Below are 16,359 nucleotides of genomic sequence, written 5' to 3'. Positions count from 1 at the left end.
CCTCTCGGACGATCATTGCGTCAGCCCTCGTCCGGGCCACCGCTCTCCTCGTCGTTCGCCGTCTCGTCCTTGGGCGCCGCGCCCGGCTGGGGCTCGGCCACCGCGACCCGCGCGGGGCGGATGGTCCGCTCGCCGATGCGATACCCCGGCTGAAGCACCGCGACGCACGTGGTCTCGGTGACGTCCGGTGCGTAACTGTGCATCAGCGCCTCGTGGATCGTCGGGTCGAAGGGCTCGCCCTCCTTGCCGAACTGCTGCAGGCCCATCTTGGCGGCCGCCGTCTCGAGAGATTCGGCGACCGACTTGAACCCGCCCACGAGTTCCCCGTGTTCACGGGCGCGGCCGATGTCGTCGAGCACGGGCAGGAGCTCGGTCAGCAGAGCCGCCGTGGCGATCTCCTTGACCGTGATCCGGTCGCGCTCCACACGACGGCGGTAGTTCTGGTACTCGGCCTGGAGCCGCTGGAGGTCGGCCGTGCGCTCGTTGGCAGCCGTACGGACCTGGTCCAGCTGTGCCGTCAGACCGGCAATCTTTGCTGCGTCCCCTGCCGGGGCCGCCGGGCCCTCCTTCTCGGAGGACTCGGCGGGCTCGGCGGCGTCGTCAGATGTCGAGCCGGAGGGGACGGAGGGGTTCTCGTCGTGCTCGTCGAACCCCGGAGTCTCCTCCGTCACGCGGCACCACCCTGACGCCCGGAGTCCTTCTCGTCGTCGACGATCTCGGCGTCCACGACGTCGTCGGCGGCGTCAGCGGACTGACCCGCGGCACCGTCCTGCGCGCCCTCGCCGCCACCGGCGGCCTGGCCGGCCTGGGCGTCGGCGTACATGGCCTGGCCCAGCTTCTGCGAGACGGCGGCGACCTTCTCGGTCGCGGTGCGGATCTCGGCCGTGTCCTCGCCCTTGAGCTTCTCCTTGAGCTCGCCGAGCGCCTCCTCGACCTCGGTCTTCACATCGCCCGGGACCTTGTCCTCGTTGTCCTTGAGGAACTTCTCGGTCTGGTAGACGAGCTGCTCGCCCTGGTTGCGGGACTCGGCGGCCTCGCGGCGGCGGTGGTCCTCGTCCGCGTACTGCTCGGCCTCCTGGCGCATCCGGTCGACCTCGTCCTTCGGCAGCGAGGAGCCGCCGGTGACGGTCATCTTCTGCTCCTTGCCCGTGCCCAGGTCCTTCGCGGTCACGTGCATGATGCCGTTGGCGTCGATGTCGAAGGCGACCTCGATCTGCGGGACCCCGCGCGGGGCCGGCGGCAGACCGGTCAGCTCGAACATCCCGAGCTTCTTGTTGTACGCCGCGATCTCGCGCTCGCCCTGGTAGACCTGGATCTGCACCGACGGCTGGTTGTCCTCGGCCGTCGTGAAGATCTCGGACCGCTTGGTCGGGATCGTGGTGTTGCGCTCGATGAGCTTGGTCATGATGCCGCCCTTGGTCTCGATACCGAGGGACAGCGGGGTGACGTCGAGGAGCAGGACGTCCTTGACCTCACCCTTGAGGACACCGGCCTGGAGCGCGGCGCCGATGGCGACGACCTCGTCCGGGTTCACGCCCTTGTTGGCGTCCTTGCCGCCGGTGAGCTCCTTGACGAGCTCGGCGACGGCGGGCATACGGGTCGAGCCACCGACGAGAACGACGTGGTCGATCTCGGAGAGCTGGATGCCCGCGTCCTTGATGACGTTGTGGAACGGCGTCTTGCAGCGCTCCAGCAGGTCGGCGGTCAGCTGCTGGAACTGAGCGCGCGTCAGCTTCTCGTCCAGGTGCAGCGGGCCCTCGGCCGATGCCGTGATGTAGGGAAGGTTGATCGTCGTCTCGGTCGAGGACGAGAGCTCGATCTTCGCCTTCTCCGCGGCCTCGCGGAGACGCTGGAGAGCCATCTTGTCCTTGCCCAGGTCCACGCCGTGACCGTTGGCGAACTGCTTCACCAGGTAGTCGACGACACGCTGGTCCCAGTCGTCACCACCGAGGTGGTTGTCACCGTTGGTCGCCTTCACCTCGACGACGCCGTCGCCGATCTCCAGCAGCGAGACGTCGAAGGTGCCGCCACCGAGGTCGAAGACCAGGATGGTCTGGTCGTCCTTGTCGAGGCCGTACGCCAGGGCGGCCGCGGTGGGCTCGTTGACGATACGCAGCACGTTCAGACCGGCGATCTCGCCGGCCTCCTTCGTCGCCTGGCGCTCGGAGTCGTTGAAGTACGCCGGGACGGTGATCACCGCGTCGGTGACCTTCTCGCCGAGGTAGGACTCCGCGTCGCGCTTCAGCTTCTGCAGGATGAAGGCGCTCATCTGCTGCGGGTTGAAGTTCTTCCCGTCGAGCTCGATCTTCCAGTCGGTGCCCATGTGGCGCTTGACCGACCGGATGGTCCTGTCGACGTTGGTGACCGCCTGGCGCTTGGCCACCTCGCCGACCAGCACTTCACCGTTCTTCGCGAAGGCGACGACGGACGGCGTGGTCCTGGCACCCTCGGCGTTGGTGATGACGGTGGGCTCGCCGCCCTCCAGAACGCTGACGACGGAGTTAGTCGTGCCCAGGTCGATGCCGACCGCACGTGCCATGTCAATTCCTCCAGCAGACTTGAGTAGATCTCGCTCAAGGATGCATGACCCGGTCTTCGTAGTCAACAGACCTGAGTCGACCCCACTCAACTTTTATCCCGCTCTTATATGCATACTGCGCCGTGACCAGTGCCGCTTGCCCGGCCGGGCGGCCTCACACGCGTGGCGCAGCGATCGAAATGGCGTCCTTCTGCCAGAGTCGTAGCCGCAATAGCGCCAAACGCGCAAAAATACGGTCAAGGCCAGTCAACAGCGGAGGAAGGGTGTGTGCCCATGATGCCGGTCGAGCGGTTGACGCCCGTCAGGCGTGTTTCCGCCAAACGCCTGATGGATGTGACGGGCGGCCTGCTGCTGCTCCTTCTCCTGGCCCCGCTGATGGCCGTCATCGCCCTCGCGGTCGCCCTGACCTCACGGCGGACGGCCCTCGTCCGGCGCCGGCGCATCGGCCTCGCGGGCCGCCCCTTCGGCATACTCGCCTTCCACGCGGCCCCGGGCACCCGCACCGGACGCCTTCTGCGCCGCCACTTCCTCGACGAGCTGCCCCAGCTGATCCATGTCGTCCGCGGAGAGATGTCGCTGGTGGGCCCGCGTCCGCTGCGCCCCGAGGACGCCGACCCCGCCGTCGGCGGCCTCCGCACCCGTCTCGGAGTGCGCCCCGGCCTCACCGGCCTCTGGCAGGTCAGCGGCCGCTCCGAAATGCCCTGGGAGGAGAAGGCCGTCCTCGACCTCCACTACGTCGAACAGCACTGGCTGGGACTCGACCTGGCGATCATGGTCCGTACCCTGCCCGCCGCCCTCGCCGGACGCCGCCCGCGCACCCCGGTGAGGCATGCCTGAGCGACACAGATCACCGGCCGCCCAGCTACAGTGCGGCGGAATAAGTGGGTACTCTCAGCACGGACTGGATAAGTTACCGCTTAGTAGTGCTGGATAGTTTCCCACCCTCGCAGGCCCGAGGAGCCCCCTCATGCAACTCGCCGCGATCATCGTGTCGTTGGTTCTGACCGTGGTCGGCGTTGCGCTCATCGCCCGAGCCGTCGCGCAGATCTACCGGTTCGTGAAGCTCGGCCAGCCCGTGCCTGCGGGCAGCCGGACCGACGACCCCAAGCAGCGCACGATCACCCTGGTCAAGGAGTTCCTCGGCCATACCCGTATGAACCGTTGGGGGATCGTGGGCTTCGCCCACTGGTTCGTCGCCATCGGCTTCCTCACCCTGCCGCCCACGCTGGCGCAGGCGTACGGGCAGCTCTTCGAGGCCGACTGGGTCCTGCCGATCCTGGGCGGCTTCCTGCCGTTCGAGATGTACATCGAGTTCATCGGCCTGATGACGGTCGTCGGCATCGTCGTCCTGATGGCGATCCGGCTGCTGAACCTGCCGTCCCGCGCGGGCCGCAAGTCCCGCTTCGCCGGCTCGAAGGCCTGGCAGGCCTACTTCGTCGAGTACGTCATCCTCACCATCGGACTCGCCATCCTCGCCCTGCGCGGGCTCGAGGGCGCGATCCACCACGTGGACCACTACGAGGCCCCGTACTTCGTCTCGTACCCCCTGGTCCTGGCCTTCGAGGGTCTGAGCGTCTCCACGCTCCAGACGCTGATCTACTTCACCGCGATGATCAAGATCGGCACCTCGCTGATCTGGATGATCACGGTCTCGCTCAACACCAACATGGGTGTCGCCTGGCACCGCTTCCTCGGCTTCCCGAACATCTGGTTCAAGCGGAACGCCGACGGCTCCACCGCCCTCGGCGCGCTCCAGCCGATGACGAGCGGCGGCAAGGAGATCGACTTCGAGGACCCGGGCGAGGACGACGTCTTCGGCATCTCCCAGGTCGAGCAGTTCTCCTGGAAGGGCATCCTCGACTTCTCCACGTGCACCGAGTGCGGCCGCTGCCAGTCGCAGTGCCCCGCCTGGAACACCGGAAAGCCGCTCTCCCCGAAGCTGCTCATCATGTCGCTGCGCGACCACGCGCACGCCAAGGCCCCGTACCTGCTGGCCGGCGGCGGCAAGACGATGGAGGGCGAGGAGAAGGCCTCCGAGGAGCAGCTCAAGGACGTTCCCGCGGCCGCCCTCGCGGAGGCCGAGCGTCCGCTGATCGGCACGCTCGAGGAGAACGGCGTCATCGACCCGGACGTGCTGTGGTCCTGCACCACCTGCGGTGCGTGCGTGGAGCAGTGCCCGGTCGACATCGAGCACATCGACCACATCGTCGACATGCGCCGCTACCAGGTGATGATCGAGTCCGCGTTCCCGTCCGAGGCGGGCACGATGCTCAAGAACCTGGAGAAGAAGGGCAACCCCTGGGGGCTGGCCAAGAAGCAGCGCGTCGAGTGGACCAAGGAGGTCGACTTCGAGGTCCCGATCGTCGGACAGGACGTCGAGGACCTCACCGAGGTCGAGTACCTGTACTGGGTCGGCTGCGCCGGCGCCCTGGAGGACCGGGCCAAGAAGACCACCAAGGCCTTCGCGGAACTGCTGCACATGGCGGGCGTCACATTCGCGATCATGGGCGGCGACGAGAAGTGCACCGGTGACTCGGCCCGCCGCCTCGGCAACGAGCCGCTGTTCCAGCAGCTCGGCCAGGAGAACGTCGCGATGCTGAACATGGCGTTCGGCGAGGACGACGAGGACGAGTCGACGAAGAAGCCCAAGGCTTCGAAGAAGATCGTCGCGACCTGCCCGCACTGCTTCAACACGATCGCGAACGAGTACCCGCAGCTGGGCGGCGAGTTCGAGGTCATCCACCACACGCAGCTGCTCCAGCACCTCATCGACGAGGGCAAGCTGATCCCGGTGACCCCGGTCGAGGGCCTCATCACGTACCACGACCCCTGCTACCTGGGCCGTCACAACAAGGTCTACACGCCGCCGCGCGAGATCATGTCCGCCGTCCCGGGCCTGCGCCAGCAGGAGATGCACCGCCACAAGGAACGCGGCTTCTGCTGCGGCGCCGGCGGCGCGCGGATGTGGATGGAGGAGCGCATCGGCAAGCGCATCAACACCGAGCGCGTGGACGAGGCGCTGTCCCTCAACCCGGACATCGTCTCCACCGCCTGCCCCTTCTGCCTCGTCATGCTCACCGACTCGGTCAACGGCAAGAAGAACGACGGCAAGGCCAAGGAAAGCCTCCAGGTCGTCGACGTCGCGCAGCTCCTCCTCGACTCCGTCAGGACCCCGGCCGACCCGGCGGCGTCCGAGGAGCCCGAGGACGCGCCGGAGCCGGAACCGGTGAAGTAACAGGCACACGCGACGGTGCTTGGTGGCGCCTACGGATGAAGGAAGCGGCCGGATCTGCCTCGGGGGCAGAACCGGCCGCTTCTTCGTGTCCGTGGGTGTTCCGCGGGCGTGCGGGCGGGGCCGGACGAGCATCATGGGGCGGCAGAGCGAAGCCGAGGCGTACGGAACGAACGGGACGGTGGCTGTGCGGACAGGACGGACGGTGGGGCGGTGACCGGGAAACGCAGGACGCATCGGCCCTCCGGCGCGCGCAGGGCGTCCGCACTCGGCGCACTCGGCCTCTGCGCCCTGCTGCTGGCGGGCTGTACGTCCGGCTGTACGCCCGCGGCGGAGCCGGACGGCCCGACCGGGGCCGGGGCGGCGGAGGAGGCGGGTGCCGAGGCCAAGAACGGCGACGTCCCGCCCCCCGCCGGCCGGACGGCGGGCGACCTGCTCCCGGTCCCCCGCGGCCGGGGCAGCCACCTCCCGGACGACTTCAACGGCGACGGCCACCGTGACCTCGTCCTGAACGACCTCGTCGTGGCACCCGGCGAGAGCCGCGCCGACGGCAGGAGCAAGGGCGGCGCCCCCGCCGACGCGGGCATCGGCATCGTCTACGGCACCGCGGGACCGCGCGCCCTCGACCCCTCCGTACGCCGCCTCCTGACCCCGCGCGCCCACGCCACCGCCGTCCGGGACAGGCTCCCCGCCGTCTTCGAGGCCGCCGCCTCGTGCGACCTCGACGGGGACGGCTTCGCGGACCTGGTCACCACCACGGACACCCCGCCGTACGACGGCACCCGCCGCCCGCCCGCAACGCTCCAGCTGCTGTTCGGCTCCCCCAGCGGCCTGTCCGGCGCGGCGATTGCGCTGCGCATCCCCGAGCGGGCCCGCCCCGGCGACGTACAGCCCGGCGCCGTACAGCCCGGCGCCGTCTGCGGCGACTTCGACGGCGACGGCAGCGCGGATCTGGCGGTCATCGTCTCCGCACGGGAGGCCGGCTTCCGGCTCGGCTTCCTGCGCGGCCCCTTCACCCGTACCGGAGCCGCGCACGCGGCCAAAGCGGCCGTCTCCGTGGCCGGTCCGGCCCTCTCCGCCCCAGCCACGGGCCCCGACACCGACGCCGACGGCTACGACGACCTCGTGGTTTCCGCCCGCGCACCCCGGCCCGGTACGGCGGCCGAGGGCATCCTCCTGCTGGGCGGCCCGGACGGCCCCGGACGCGCGGGCGGCCCGTACCGCGCCGAGCCCCTGCCGCTGCCGGAACTCCCCGCGTCCCCGGCAGGCAGGGCTCCCATCACTCAGCTGCTGCGCACGGCGGACTTCGACGGCGACAGGCGCCCCGACCTGGTGACACGGACGATGTACCGGGGCGAGCGGACGGACGTGGTGGCGCTGTACACGGCGGGACATACGAAGCCGGTGATCACCTTCAGCACATCGGTCTTCCTGCGCTGAGGCCCCTTCCGGCGCTCTGCGACGGCTCCCGGCACGGGGCCTCGACAGGCCCGCGAGGCCCTTCCGGCTGACCCCCCGGGGTTCCCTTAAGGGATGTCACAGCTCAGCAGCAAAGGCCCGCGCGATCCCGCTCCGCTCCACCCGGCGCCGCCGGACCGGGTACGTTCGAATACGTGGCTGGATTCAGGATCGGACGCGGCCGGGACAACCGCACGCAGCAGCAACCCCCGCAGGCACCACCGCCCTACGGCGGCGGAGGAGGCCGTGGGGTGCCGCCGTACGCACAGCAGCAGCGGCCGCAGTGGCCTCATGCGGGCGGCGGCGCGCAGCAGGGACCGTACGGCGAGCCGGAGTACTTCGGCGACCCGTACCAGCAGCACCCGCACCAGGGCGGCCCGCAGGGTGACCCGTACGCCAACAACCCTGGTCACACCCAGGCGTTCAGCGTCAATGAGGACCCGTACGGCCACGGCGCGACCTACCAGGCGGGCAACACCCCCGCCGCCCCCTCGGGTCCGCGACTGCACTGGAAGCAGCTGCTGAGCGGCATCGTGCTGCGCCCGGGACCGACGTTCTTCCAGATGCGCGACTACGCGGTCTGGGGCCCCGCGATCGTCGTCACGTTCCTCTACGGCATGCTCGCGATCTTCGGCTTCGACAAGGCCCGCGAAGAGACCATCAACGCGACGATCTCCACGGCGATCCCGTACGTCCTGACCACGGCCGTCGCGTTCGTGATCGGCGGCCTGATCCTCGGCGCGGTGACCCACACCCTCGCCCGCCAGCTCGGCGGCGACGGCGCCTGGCAGCCGACGGTCGGCCTCTCCATGCTGATCATGTCCATCACGGACGCACCGCGGCTGGTCTTCGCCCTCTTCCTGGGCGGCGAGAACTCCCTGGTCCAGATCCTCGGCTGGGCGACCTGGCTCGCGGCGGCGGCCCTGTTCACCTCGATGGTGAGCAAGTCGCACGACCTGCCGTGGCCGAAGGCGCTGGGGGCGTCGGCGATCCAGCTGATCGCGCTGCTCTCGATCATCAAGCTGGGCACGATCTGACCCGCTGAACACACGGAGAAGGGCCCCCGCCGGCATCGGCGGGGGCCCTTCCTTCGGCCGTAGGTCCTGCTGCCGACCGCTCAGGCGTCGAGAATCTGACCGGCCCGGCGGACGACGGGCTTCTCCACGCTCCAGGGGAAGTTGATCCAGTCATCCATCCGCTTCCACACGTACTCGCACTTCACGAGGGAGTGGGACTTCTCGTAGATGACGGCGCTGCGCACCTCGGCGACATGGTCGACGCAGAAGTCGCGGACCAGCTTCAGCGTCTTGCCGGTGTCGGCGACGTCGTCGGCGATCAGGACCTTCTTGTCCGAGAAATCGATCACGTTGGGCACCGGCGCGAGCATCACCGGCATCTCCAGGGTGGTGCCCACCCCGGTGTAGAACTCCACGTTGACCAGGTGGATGTTCTTGCAGTCGAGCGCGTACGCGAGCCCGCCGGCGACGAAGACACCACCGCGGGCGATGGACAGCACGACATCGGGCTCGTACCCGTCGTCGGCGATGGTCTGCGCCAGCTCCCGGACCGCGCCGCCGAACTTCTCGTACGTCAGGTTCTCTCGTACGTCACTCATGCGTCACACCTGTGTCCGATGGAAATTCTGGAACGACCGGGAGGCGGTGGGACCGCGCTGCCCCTGGTAGCGCGAGCCGTACCGCTCGCTCCCGTACGGGAATTCGGCCGACGAGCTGAGCCGGAAGAGGCACAGCTGGCCGATCTTCATGCCGGGCCACAGCTTGATCGGCAGCGTCGCGAGATTCGACAGCTCCAGCGTGACGTGCCCGGAAAACCCGGGGTCGATGAACCCGGCGGTCGAGTGGGTGACCAGCCCGAGCCGCCCGAGGGAACTCTTGCCCTCCAGCCGGGAGGCCAGATCGTCGGGCAGCGAGATGACCTCGTACGTGGAGGCCAGCACGAACTCCCCGGGATGCAGGATGAACGCCTCGTCCCCGTCCGGCTCGACGAGGCGCGTCAGATCGGCCTGCTCGACGGCGGGGTCGATGTGGGGGTAGCGGTGGTTCTCGAACACCCGGAAGTAGCGGTCGAGCCGCACATCGATGCTCGAGGGCTGCACCATGGATTCGTCGAACGGGTCGAGGCGGACCCGCCCGGCGTCGATCTCGGCCCGGATGTCCTTGTCTGAGAGAAGCACTCCCCGAGGATACGCAGAGCGCGCGACCCCGCCGCACCCGGCAGCCCGCGCGCCTCTGCTGTCCCCAGCTGTCTCCTGTCTGCGGTTACCGCTCGACAGACTCCACGGGCACGACGCTCCGCAGCCGCGCACACCGCGGACAACGGATGAGCCGCCCGGGCCCGATCCGGGCGTTCCCGAGCTGCTGCATCGGGAACGAAGAGGTACTGAAGACATGCCCATCGGCACAGCGGACGACGGTGCGCTCCATCAAGTCCATCGGTTCCCTTCCCCAACGAATGCGGACGAACAACCACATTAGGGGATGTACGGGACGACGCTGCGGGCGGCACTCCGACCGCAGGGCGACTCCAACGGTACGCCCCAACTCCCGCGCCCCGCACCCGCATCCGAGGCGGCCCCGGACCGGCGAACGCCACGCGGGCCCCGCGGCGTCATTCGCCGGGGGCCTGCGATGAGGTAGAGTGAGCGACGCTGCGGATCCGATCACGGTCCGCAAGGCGGGTGTAGTTTAATGGTAGAACATGAGCTTCCCAAGCTCAGAGCGCGGGTTCGATTCCCGTCACCCGCTCCATGGAAAAGGCCCAGGTCATAGACCCGGGCCTTTGTCGTTGTCTGGACCACGCTAGGTGCCTCGCACCAGATCTGCACCACGTGGTTGATCATCCGCGCCTCCTCGGTGGGCTCACCACCTGGTCGAGGCCGACGGCGACCCCCGGCTCGCTCCGTCGTGCCCTTGAGGGCAGGCCCGGACCGGCTCGTGCACCCTATGCTCGACTGGATGAGACACAGCGCTCACGAAACGCAGCCAAGACCCCTGCACTCCGTGTCCGTGGCCGGGGCTGTCATGCGCGAGGACGGCCGACTCCTGGCGATCCGCCGAGCGGACAACGGGACTTGGGAACTGCCGGGTGGTGTCCTGGAGCTCTCGGAGTCACCCGAAGCAGGGGTCAGGCGCGAGGTCCTGGAGGAGACGGGCATCCACGTCGAGGTGGGCAAGCTCTCCGGCGTCAACAAGAACACGGCCCGCGGCATCGTCGCCCTGGTCTTCCGCTGCAAGCCCTCCGCCGGCACCGAGCGTACCTCCGCCGAATCGACGGCAGTCGCCTGGCTCACGCCCGGGGAAGTCGCCGAGCGAATGTCCGAGGTCTACTCGGTACGGCTGCTGGACGCCTTGGGCGAGGCAGGGCCTCACGTGCGGAGCCACGACGGCAAGCACCTCGCGGGGTCCGTATGACGCAGGCACCGCGCCAACTCCACGAGCTCGGCGTGAGGGCTGTTGCTGCCTGGACCCGGCCGAGCCGTAGGGTGCAGGTCATGGCGCGATTCGACGACGTCAAGGCGACGTTCTGGGACGACAGCGACTACGGCGTCCAGCCGCCACTCACGCAGGAAGCGATCAGGCAAGCCGAGCGTGAGCTCGCTGTGCGGCTTCCTTCTGCCCTGCTTGACCTTCTGCGAGTTCAGAACGGCGGCCAAGTAGCCACTGAGTGGGATGCATTCGCTACGAGTCGGCCGACGTCGTGGAGCGAAGACCATGTCCTCTTCACGGAGCTCATGGGTATCGGGAGACGTGAGGGCATGATGTCGCTGCTCGACACTCCGTACCTGATCAAGGAGTGGCAGATGCCCTCGCCGATCGTGCTCATCTCCGGTGACGGGCACTGCTGGACAGGGCTCGACTACAGGGTCTGTGGGCCGGAGGGCGAACCGTCGGTCACCTGGTTCGACAACGACTTCAACACCGAACTGGTCCTCGCTGACGACCTGCGCTCGTTCATCGAAAATCTCACCTCCAGCACCGTCTTCGACGAGGGCCCCGGCGGCGATGTCGTGCCACCTGAGAGGCAGCAGGAATAGGGCGAGCGCATTGGGTATCCACGGTCGTCCTTCGTTGCGGTTGGAAGGGGGTTACGTGGGCCCGTCCGGGCAGCGGCGATGCTTGGCGGCTCGTGACCCTGCCCGGAGGCCGGTCAGCGGCGGAACTCCTGGCGGAGCGAGTCGCGGCCAGAGTAAGGGACCATGATCTCTCGCCCCATGGCAGCTCCAGCCCAAAGCCGCTCCACCGACCTGGACCATCGTGGCTGGTGTCAGTGGCGCCCTACACAATGCGCCAGTGAGTGATCACTACGAAGTCGTCTTCTCCTGCTTCCTGCGCGACGACACCCCGGAATCGGTGATGGCTGCCTTGCGCTGGCATCTGGGCATGGATGCCGAATTTCCCGAGAATCTCGACGACGACGAGGGGCAGCTCTATCCGCTACTCGATCCAGACAACCACAACAGCTGTCTGCCCGGAGGGGACGTCGTGTCCTTGCGCCGCACAGTGCAGGAGTTCACGCAGTCTGGCGAGCGCTACGAATGGGAGCTCTTCGCCCGCAAGGACTGGCTTGATGACTCCATGCTCTACCTCCGCGACCTCTTGGATCTGCTCGCCCCACATGCAGCGCGCCCTGGCTACGGGGGCCATTTCCGCAACTTTTACGGCACTGCGGTGACTGTCTTTACCTTCCGCGACGGAACGTACGAACCGATCGAGATCTTGGGGTAGTAGGGGCTTCGTGCCCCTGGCGTGGCCCATCTGACGGGGAACAGCGGGGAACCACGGTGGTCGGCGGGCAGCAAGCACGACAACGCCCACGACCGATTTGCCTGGTCGGGGGCCGCTCACATGCGGTAGGTGTGGGATTTGCCCCACGGTGACATCGCTGCCACGACGGTTTTCAAGACCGTCCGCCGGTTGCAGTCAGTGGCTCAGGCTGTGCTTGTGGAGCGCGGCCGAAGCCCGGAAGCGGATGCGCCCACACTGCTCACGATCTTCCTCCGGAGTGTCCTCTGAGCAGCAGCAGTGGGATGCAAGCCGACGAAGATCCTCTGCGTCCAGCCAAAGTGGGACACGTCCTCTCGCCCTTTCGGCGTCCGGGTCCGTCGGTTTGATCTCAGGCATGGCCGCAGCCTAAGGGCTGTCCCGTTGCGTGCCCCGTCCGACGGAACAGAGCCGGTTCTCACGGGAAACAGCGGCGCTGATCACCCCTGGACCACGTCAGGAACTTGCTGAGTCAGCTGCCACTCGCACACGGCGTACCCCGCACTGGCGCTGCACAGCAGCGAAGCCGCAACTGCTGTGACCGCAGCCGACCGTGACCAGCGCTTGGCGACCGATTTATCAGCCCCCTGACCTCATCGACCTTCGTGCCCATAGTTCGCATCTATAGGGTCGCGGTGGACTGCTACGTCAGGGCAGGATGCAGTGCGGTACAGCAGCCAGGTACCGCAAGCCCCAGTAACCGCCCCCGCGCGGTAGCGTCCCTCCGGGCCCGCCCAGTGGCCGGTATGACCCCGCTGACCGATCGCGCCAGAGCTACGGATCAGATGTTCCCCGTGCCACAACCACGCCAGATCGGGCGGGAGTCACGGGGAACTGCGGTAACTGGCAAGAGCAGCAACCAACATCCACCGAAGTCGACGCAGGTCGCAGCCCAACTCGCCCCACCACGCTCCTGAATCGGGTGTCGGTACGACCACGCTCGGCCAGCAAGGCCGCGTGATTCCCTCCGCCGGCGGGCACGGCGTCGCCGAGGGCGGGACGGCTCCGGCCAGTCCGCACCTGAAATGTGTTGCCGATGCCGTGTGGCGTGCGGTGATATTCCGGCATGAGCAGAATTGCGCAGGTCATCGTGCTGGCGGCGTATGAGGACGAGGTCATGGAACCGCTGACCCGTTGGGACGACTCGCGTAGCTGGAAGGGTACGTTCGAGCCGCTCGGCCTATTTGTCGGTGGGTGGGTAATCGAGTTCCACAGGGAGCGGCCGCGCTCCGGACTGCTCAAGCACCTGGGGTCGCTTCCTTGGACCAACCCGGGGTGCGTTCAGGTACTGATCCATGACGAGGAGGACGACTGCTTCGGCCTGTGGATGATCCACGACGGCAGACTGGTCGAGGTATCGCTCCCGCGTACCCAGCGTTTCCATTCCCCAGCCCCCTCCTCTGACGAGTTCCCGCCGAGTCCGGGGTATCTGTGGCGGACGGACACGGGCAGCGCGGTGCCGGCAGACCTCTCGGCAGAACGCCAGGATCCACGACCGGCCTGGTAACGATCCGTTGGAGCCGTCCGGCGTGACAGGAGACAACGTGAGTCGGAGACGGTACGTGCCCAGAGGCGTGCCAGGCGGTTATCGCATCCGGGACAACAAAGGACGCCGGTGGTGGGGTGACCTCTACCAGCTCTGCCCTGATGATCTCGTTGCTGAACTCAACGGCGACGCGAACCACGAGAAGATCACCGCTCTTCTCAAGCGGTACCGGGCCCTGAGGCGGTAGACACCCACCCCGTGCCACGTCCGGGTAAGCCGTGCCAGATGCGTACCAGAGAGTTGGGAACAGGGATCAGTCGCGGTCACGGCCGCATCTCTCCGGCGACCGGCCATACGCGCTGTGCACAGATCAGCGCTCCCCCCGGTTCGATTCGCCCGGTGATTCCCGAGCTCAGAGCGCGGGATCGATCCCCGTCAACCGCTCCATGGAAAAGGCCCAGGTCATAGACCCGGGCCTTTGTTGTTGTCTGGGCCTGTCCAAGCGTCCCGTGCCTATCCGTGACCGATGCCCGTTGCAAGATTGCCTCGGTCTCGGCGCCACGCAGCATGCAACGCGCGGGAAGATCAACACGCTGCATCGTCAAACGCCTGACCAGATACGGCAGATCAGTCCGTCGCCTCGCGGACGTCCTTTCCCTGTTCGGCGAACGCCTTGAAGTCCTGCAGGTGCTGTTGCGACTGCTTGCGGAAGGCGCCGGGCATCAGAAGTCCCACCGCCTTCATCAGAAAGCCGCTGAACCGGTATTCGTTCTCGCTCTCCAAGAGCGTCGCATCCGGGCCGGCTTCGGTCAGCCGGTCGCGCACGGCGCTCCACATGCCCTCGCCGACGATCTCGCGGTCGAAGTGAACGACGCTCGTTCTCGGGATCTCGCGCAGGTCTGCCGGTTCCCTGCGGGTGATGGTCTCGGTGCACTCGAACGTCCGCTGGCCCATCTGCATCACGACCCGCGACTTGGTGCCGAGGTGCCCGTGCTCCCCACTCAGCGGCTCGTGCAGCACCAGGCCCCGCAGCCATTTCGGCAGGTGTGCCGGGTCGGCGAGCAGCTGGGCCACCTTCTCCCGCGGCAGGGCGATCTCGATGGAGACGGTGTATTTCATGGTGCGCATCGTTCTTTTCCTCTGGGACAACGTGCTTTTGCCCTGCTCGTCGTGCTCCTCAGCCGAGAACACTGCCTTCTGTGTCCGTAAAGCAAAGGTAGCCAGGCACGGGGCGTGTGTCTCCGGCGCCACTGCCTGTCGGCCCTGTTCGCCGGGCACAGGCCGCCAACGGCACCCCGAGGCGCGGTGATTCCCGAGCTCGAGCACAGGTTCGCTCCCCGTCACCCGCTCCCGGCGCGAGCAGCCACTCATCCGCTGTCCGGCACCGTCCCGGAGAGCGCCCGGGTCACGTCCGCTGTTTCCCGCGGCCGGCAGAGGCCTGCTGGACGTCCGCGCCGGAGCTGACGTGCCGCTGGGTCTCCTGGGGGCCGTGCCAGTCCAGGCACATCACCGTGGCGTCGTCCTTGAGTTGGCCGTCGGCGGCGTCCCGGACCTCGGACGTCAGCATCAGCGCGGTCTCCCGTGGGTGAAGGCCCCGGGTGCGCTCCAACATGGCGAGCAGGTTCACCTTCGCCCCCTGGTGTTCGAGCATGCCGTCCGTCAGCATGAGCAGACGGTCACCAGGGCGCACATCGAGTTCTTGGACGCGGTACGGGTGCGTCACGCGCACGGACAGCCCGAAGGGATGGTCCACCGCGCAGGTGATCACCTCCGCGGTCCCGTCGCGCATGCGCAGTGGCCAGGGGTGACCGGCGTTGACGAGCCGGGCCCGTCCGGTGTGGAGGTCGATGCGCAGCAGCTGCCCGGTGGCGTGACCGTGGCCGTGGGCCGCCAGGGCCTGATCGGCCAGATGAGCCTGCTCGGCCAGGTCGGCTCCCGCGCGGCGAGCACCCCGCAGAGCGCCCACCAGCACCGTTGCGGCCAGGGCAGCGCCGATGTCGTGGCCCATGGGATCCGTCACCGACACATGCAGGGTGTCCCGGTCCACGGTGTAGTCGAAGGTGTCCCCGCTGAGGTCTTCGGAGGGCTCCAGACTCCCGCACAAGGTGAACTGTGCGGCCTCGCACGACAGTGAGGGAGGCAGCAGCTGGTACTGGATCTCAGCTGCCAGAGTCGGGGGCCTGGAGCGTTTCCCCCAGGTGTAGAAATCGGTGAAGCGCCCGTTGGCGATCACGACGTACGCCAGGATGTGGGCGGCTTCCCCGACGGTATCGAGGACGTCCTCGCCGGGGGCGACCGGCAGGAGCAGTTCCAGCAGCCCGATGGCGTCCCCGCGGTTCGTGACCGGCACGATCACCCGCTGTCCCCGGCCGGTCGCGTCCTGATACCGCCGCTGGGTACGAATCACCTGCTCGTAAACGCTGCCGAACAGCGGGATCCGCTCTGCTTCCCGCCCTCCGTCCCCTGCCCCGACGGTGGACAGCCGCGCCACAGCCTTCCCCGTCAGGTCCACGATGAGGAAGGAGACCTTCGTGGCCTCGATGCGCAACCGCAGATACTCCGCGATCACGTCGACGGCCTCTATCGGCGCCGCCGTCTCCGCCGCCGTCAGCAGCCGGGGAAGTTCACTCTGTCCAGCGCTCACGGCCACAGCCCCTTCCACCAGCCCTCACACCCAGCTTGGGTACCTCCGTGGCCAGCGTCAATCCGGGCCCGGTCACGTACGGGCAGGTGGTCACGTCATGCGGTCGGCAAGGACGAGTGGGCTGCGGCGTTCCTCCATGGGCTCGGCCGTGACGACGGTCCTGACCGCGAGACTCGACGAGATCCGACCGGATGCAGCCCGTTCGGGGCGAGCACGCGG

15 protein-coding genes and 1 tRNA gene are annotated in these 16,359 nt (G+C 67.9%); 10 read left to right on the top strand and 6 right to left on the bottom strand.

Features of this window, described 5'->3' with window-relative positions; translation table 11 throughout:
- Window positions 1-20: 20 nt before the first annotated feature.
- Both grpE and dnaK read right to left on the bottom strand, forming a co-directional pair.
- Complete coding sequence (gene grpE / locus OHA05_RS19085; RefSeq protein WP_313945119.1) at window positions 21-671, bottom strand: nucleotide exchange factor GrpE; 651 nt, start codon at window positions 669-671, stop codon at window positions 21-23.
- Entirely contained in the window at window positions 668-2,539 is a 1,872-nt protein-coding gene (gene dnaK, locus OHA05_RS19080; RefSeq protein ID WP_313945120.1) for a molecular chaperone DnaK, read from the bottom strand. The genes grpE and dnaK overlap by 4 nt, the downstream gene beginning before the upstream one ends.
- A gap of 273 nt (window positions 2,540-2,812) precedes the next feature.
- On the opposite strand from dnaK, the gene OHA05_RS19075 reads away from it, so the two are divergent.
- The 4 genes from OHA05_RS19075 to OHA05_RS19060 all read left to right on the top strand — a co-directional run bounded on the left by OHA05_RS19075 (window position 2,813) and on the right by OHA05_RS19060 (window position 8,266).
- Entirely contained in the window at window positions 2,813-3,376 is a 564-nt protein-coding gene (locus OHA05_RS19075; RefSeq protein WP_328863422.1) for a sugar transferase, read from the top strand.
- Window positions 3,377-3,506: 130 nt separating this feature from the next.
- Window positions 3,507-5,774, top strand: coding sequence for a (Fe-S)-binding protein (locus OHA05_RS19070; RefSeq protein WP_328861252.1), 2,268 nt, complete (start codon window positions 3,507-3,509; stop codon window positions 5,772-5,774).
- A gap of 210 nt (window positions 5,775-5,984) precedes the next feature.
- Window positions 5,985-7,211, top strand: coding sequence for an FG-GAP repeat domain-containing protein (locus OHA05_RS19065; RefSeq protein WP_328861251.1), 1,227 nt, complete (start codon window positions 5,985-5,987; stop codon window positions 7,209-7,211).
- Window positions 7,212-7,384: 173 nt separating this feature from the next.
- The gene (locus tag OHA05_RS19060; protein WP_328861250.1) at window positions 7,385-8,266 is read left to right on the top strand and encodes a Yip1 family protein; all 882 of its coding nucleotides are present in this window, start codon (window positions 7,385-7,387) and stop codon (window positions 8,264-8,266) included.
- Window positions 8,267-8,346: 80 nt separating this feature from the next.
- Here OHA05_RS19060 and OHA05_RS19055 read toward each other — a convergent pair whose 3' ends face one another.
- Together OHA05_RS19055 and dcd are read right to left on the bottom strand one after the other, a co-directional pair.
- Window positions 8,347-8,844, bottom strand: a complete 498-nt coding sequence (locus OHA05_RS19055; protein WP_328861249.1) for a phosphoribosyltransferase — start codon at window positions 8,842-8,844, stop codon at window positions 8,347-8,349.
- A gap of 3 nt (window positions 8,845-8,847) precedes the next feature.
- Window positions 8,848-9,423, bottom strand: coding sequence for a dCTP deaminase (gene dcd, locus OHA05_RS19050; RefSeq protein WP_313945125.1), 576 nt, complete (start codon window positions 9,421-9,423; stop codon window positions 8,848-8,850).
- Between the two features lie 500 nt (window positions 9,424-9,923).
- Between dcd and OHA05_RS19045 the strand changes: the two genes are divergently transcribed.
- From OHA05_RS19045 to OHA05_RS19020, 6 genes are all read left to right on the top strand, one after another.
- Window positions 9,924-9,997, top strand: a tRNA-Gly gene (locus tag OHA05_RS19045).
- A gap of 195 nt (window positions 9,998-10,192) precedes the next feature.
- Complete coding sequence (locus OHA05_RS19040) at window positions 10,193-10,660, top strand: NUDIX hydrolase (protein WP_328861248.1); 468 nt, start codon at window positions 10,193-10,195, stop codon at window positions 10,658-10,660.
- Between the two features lie 80 nt (window positions 10,661-10,740).
- Window positions 10,741-11,283: an SMI1/KNR4 family protein gene (locus tag OHA05_RS19035; protein WP_328861247.1), complete on the top strand. Its 543-nt coding sequence runs from the start codon at window positions 10,741-10,743 to the stop codon at window positions 11,281-11,283.
- Window positions 11,284-11,539: 256 nt separating this feature from the next.
- The gene (locus OHA05_RS19030; protein ID WP_328861246.1) at window positions 11,540-11,974 is read left to right on the top strand and encodes a hypothetical protein; all 435 of its coding nucleotides are present in this window, start codon (window positions 11,540-11,542) and stop codon (window positions 11,972-11,974) included.
- 1,102 nt (window positions 11,975-13,076) lie between these two features.
- Window positions 13,077-13,517 (top strand): hypothetical protein, encoded by a 441-nt coding sequence (locus tag OHA05_RS19025; RefSeq protein ID WP_328861245.1) that lies wholly within the window; start codon window positions 13,077-13,079, stop codon window positions 13,515-13,517.
- Window positions 13,518-13,554: 37 nt separating this feature from the next.
- On the top strand, window positions 13,555-13,743 hold the full coding sequence (locus OHA05_RS19020; protein WP_328861244.1) for a hypothetical protein: 189 nt from the start codon (window positions 13,555-13,557) through the stop codon (window positions 13,741-13,743).
- 380 nt (window positions 13,744-14,123) lie between these two features.
- Here the strand turns inward: OHA05_RS19020 and OHA05_RS19015 are convergent, their stop codons facing one another.
- On the bottom strand, window positions 14,124-14,624 hold the full coding sequence (locus OHA05_RS19015; RefSeq protein WP_328861243.1) for an SRPBCC family protein: 501 nt from the start codon (window positions 14,622-14,624) through the stop codon (window positions 14,124-14,126).
- Window positions 14,625-14,901: 277 nt separating this feature from the next.
- The gene (locus OHA05_RS19010) at window positions 14,902-16,140 is read right to left on the bottom strand and encodes a PP2C family protein-serine/threonine phosphatase (protein WP_328861242.1); all 1,239 of its coding nucleotides are present in this window, start codon (window positions 16,138-16,140) and stop codon (window positions 14,902-14,904) included.
- Window positions 16,141-16,359: the final 219 nt, after the last annotated feature.

The sequence above is a fragment of the Streptomyces sp. NBC_00306 genome (assembly GCF_036169555.1).
GTDB classification, from domain to species: Bacteria; Actinomycetota; Actinomycetes; order Streptomycetales; family Streptomycetaceae; genus Streptomyces; species Streptomyces achmelvichensis.
This window is presented reverse-complemented; position numbering and strand designations above follow the sequence as displayed.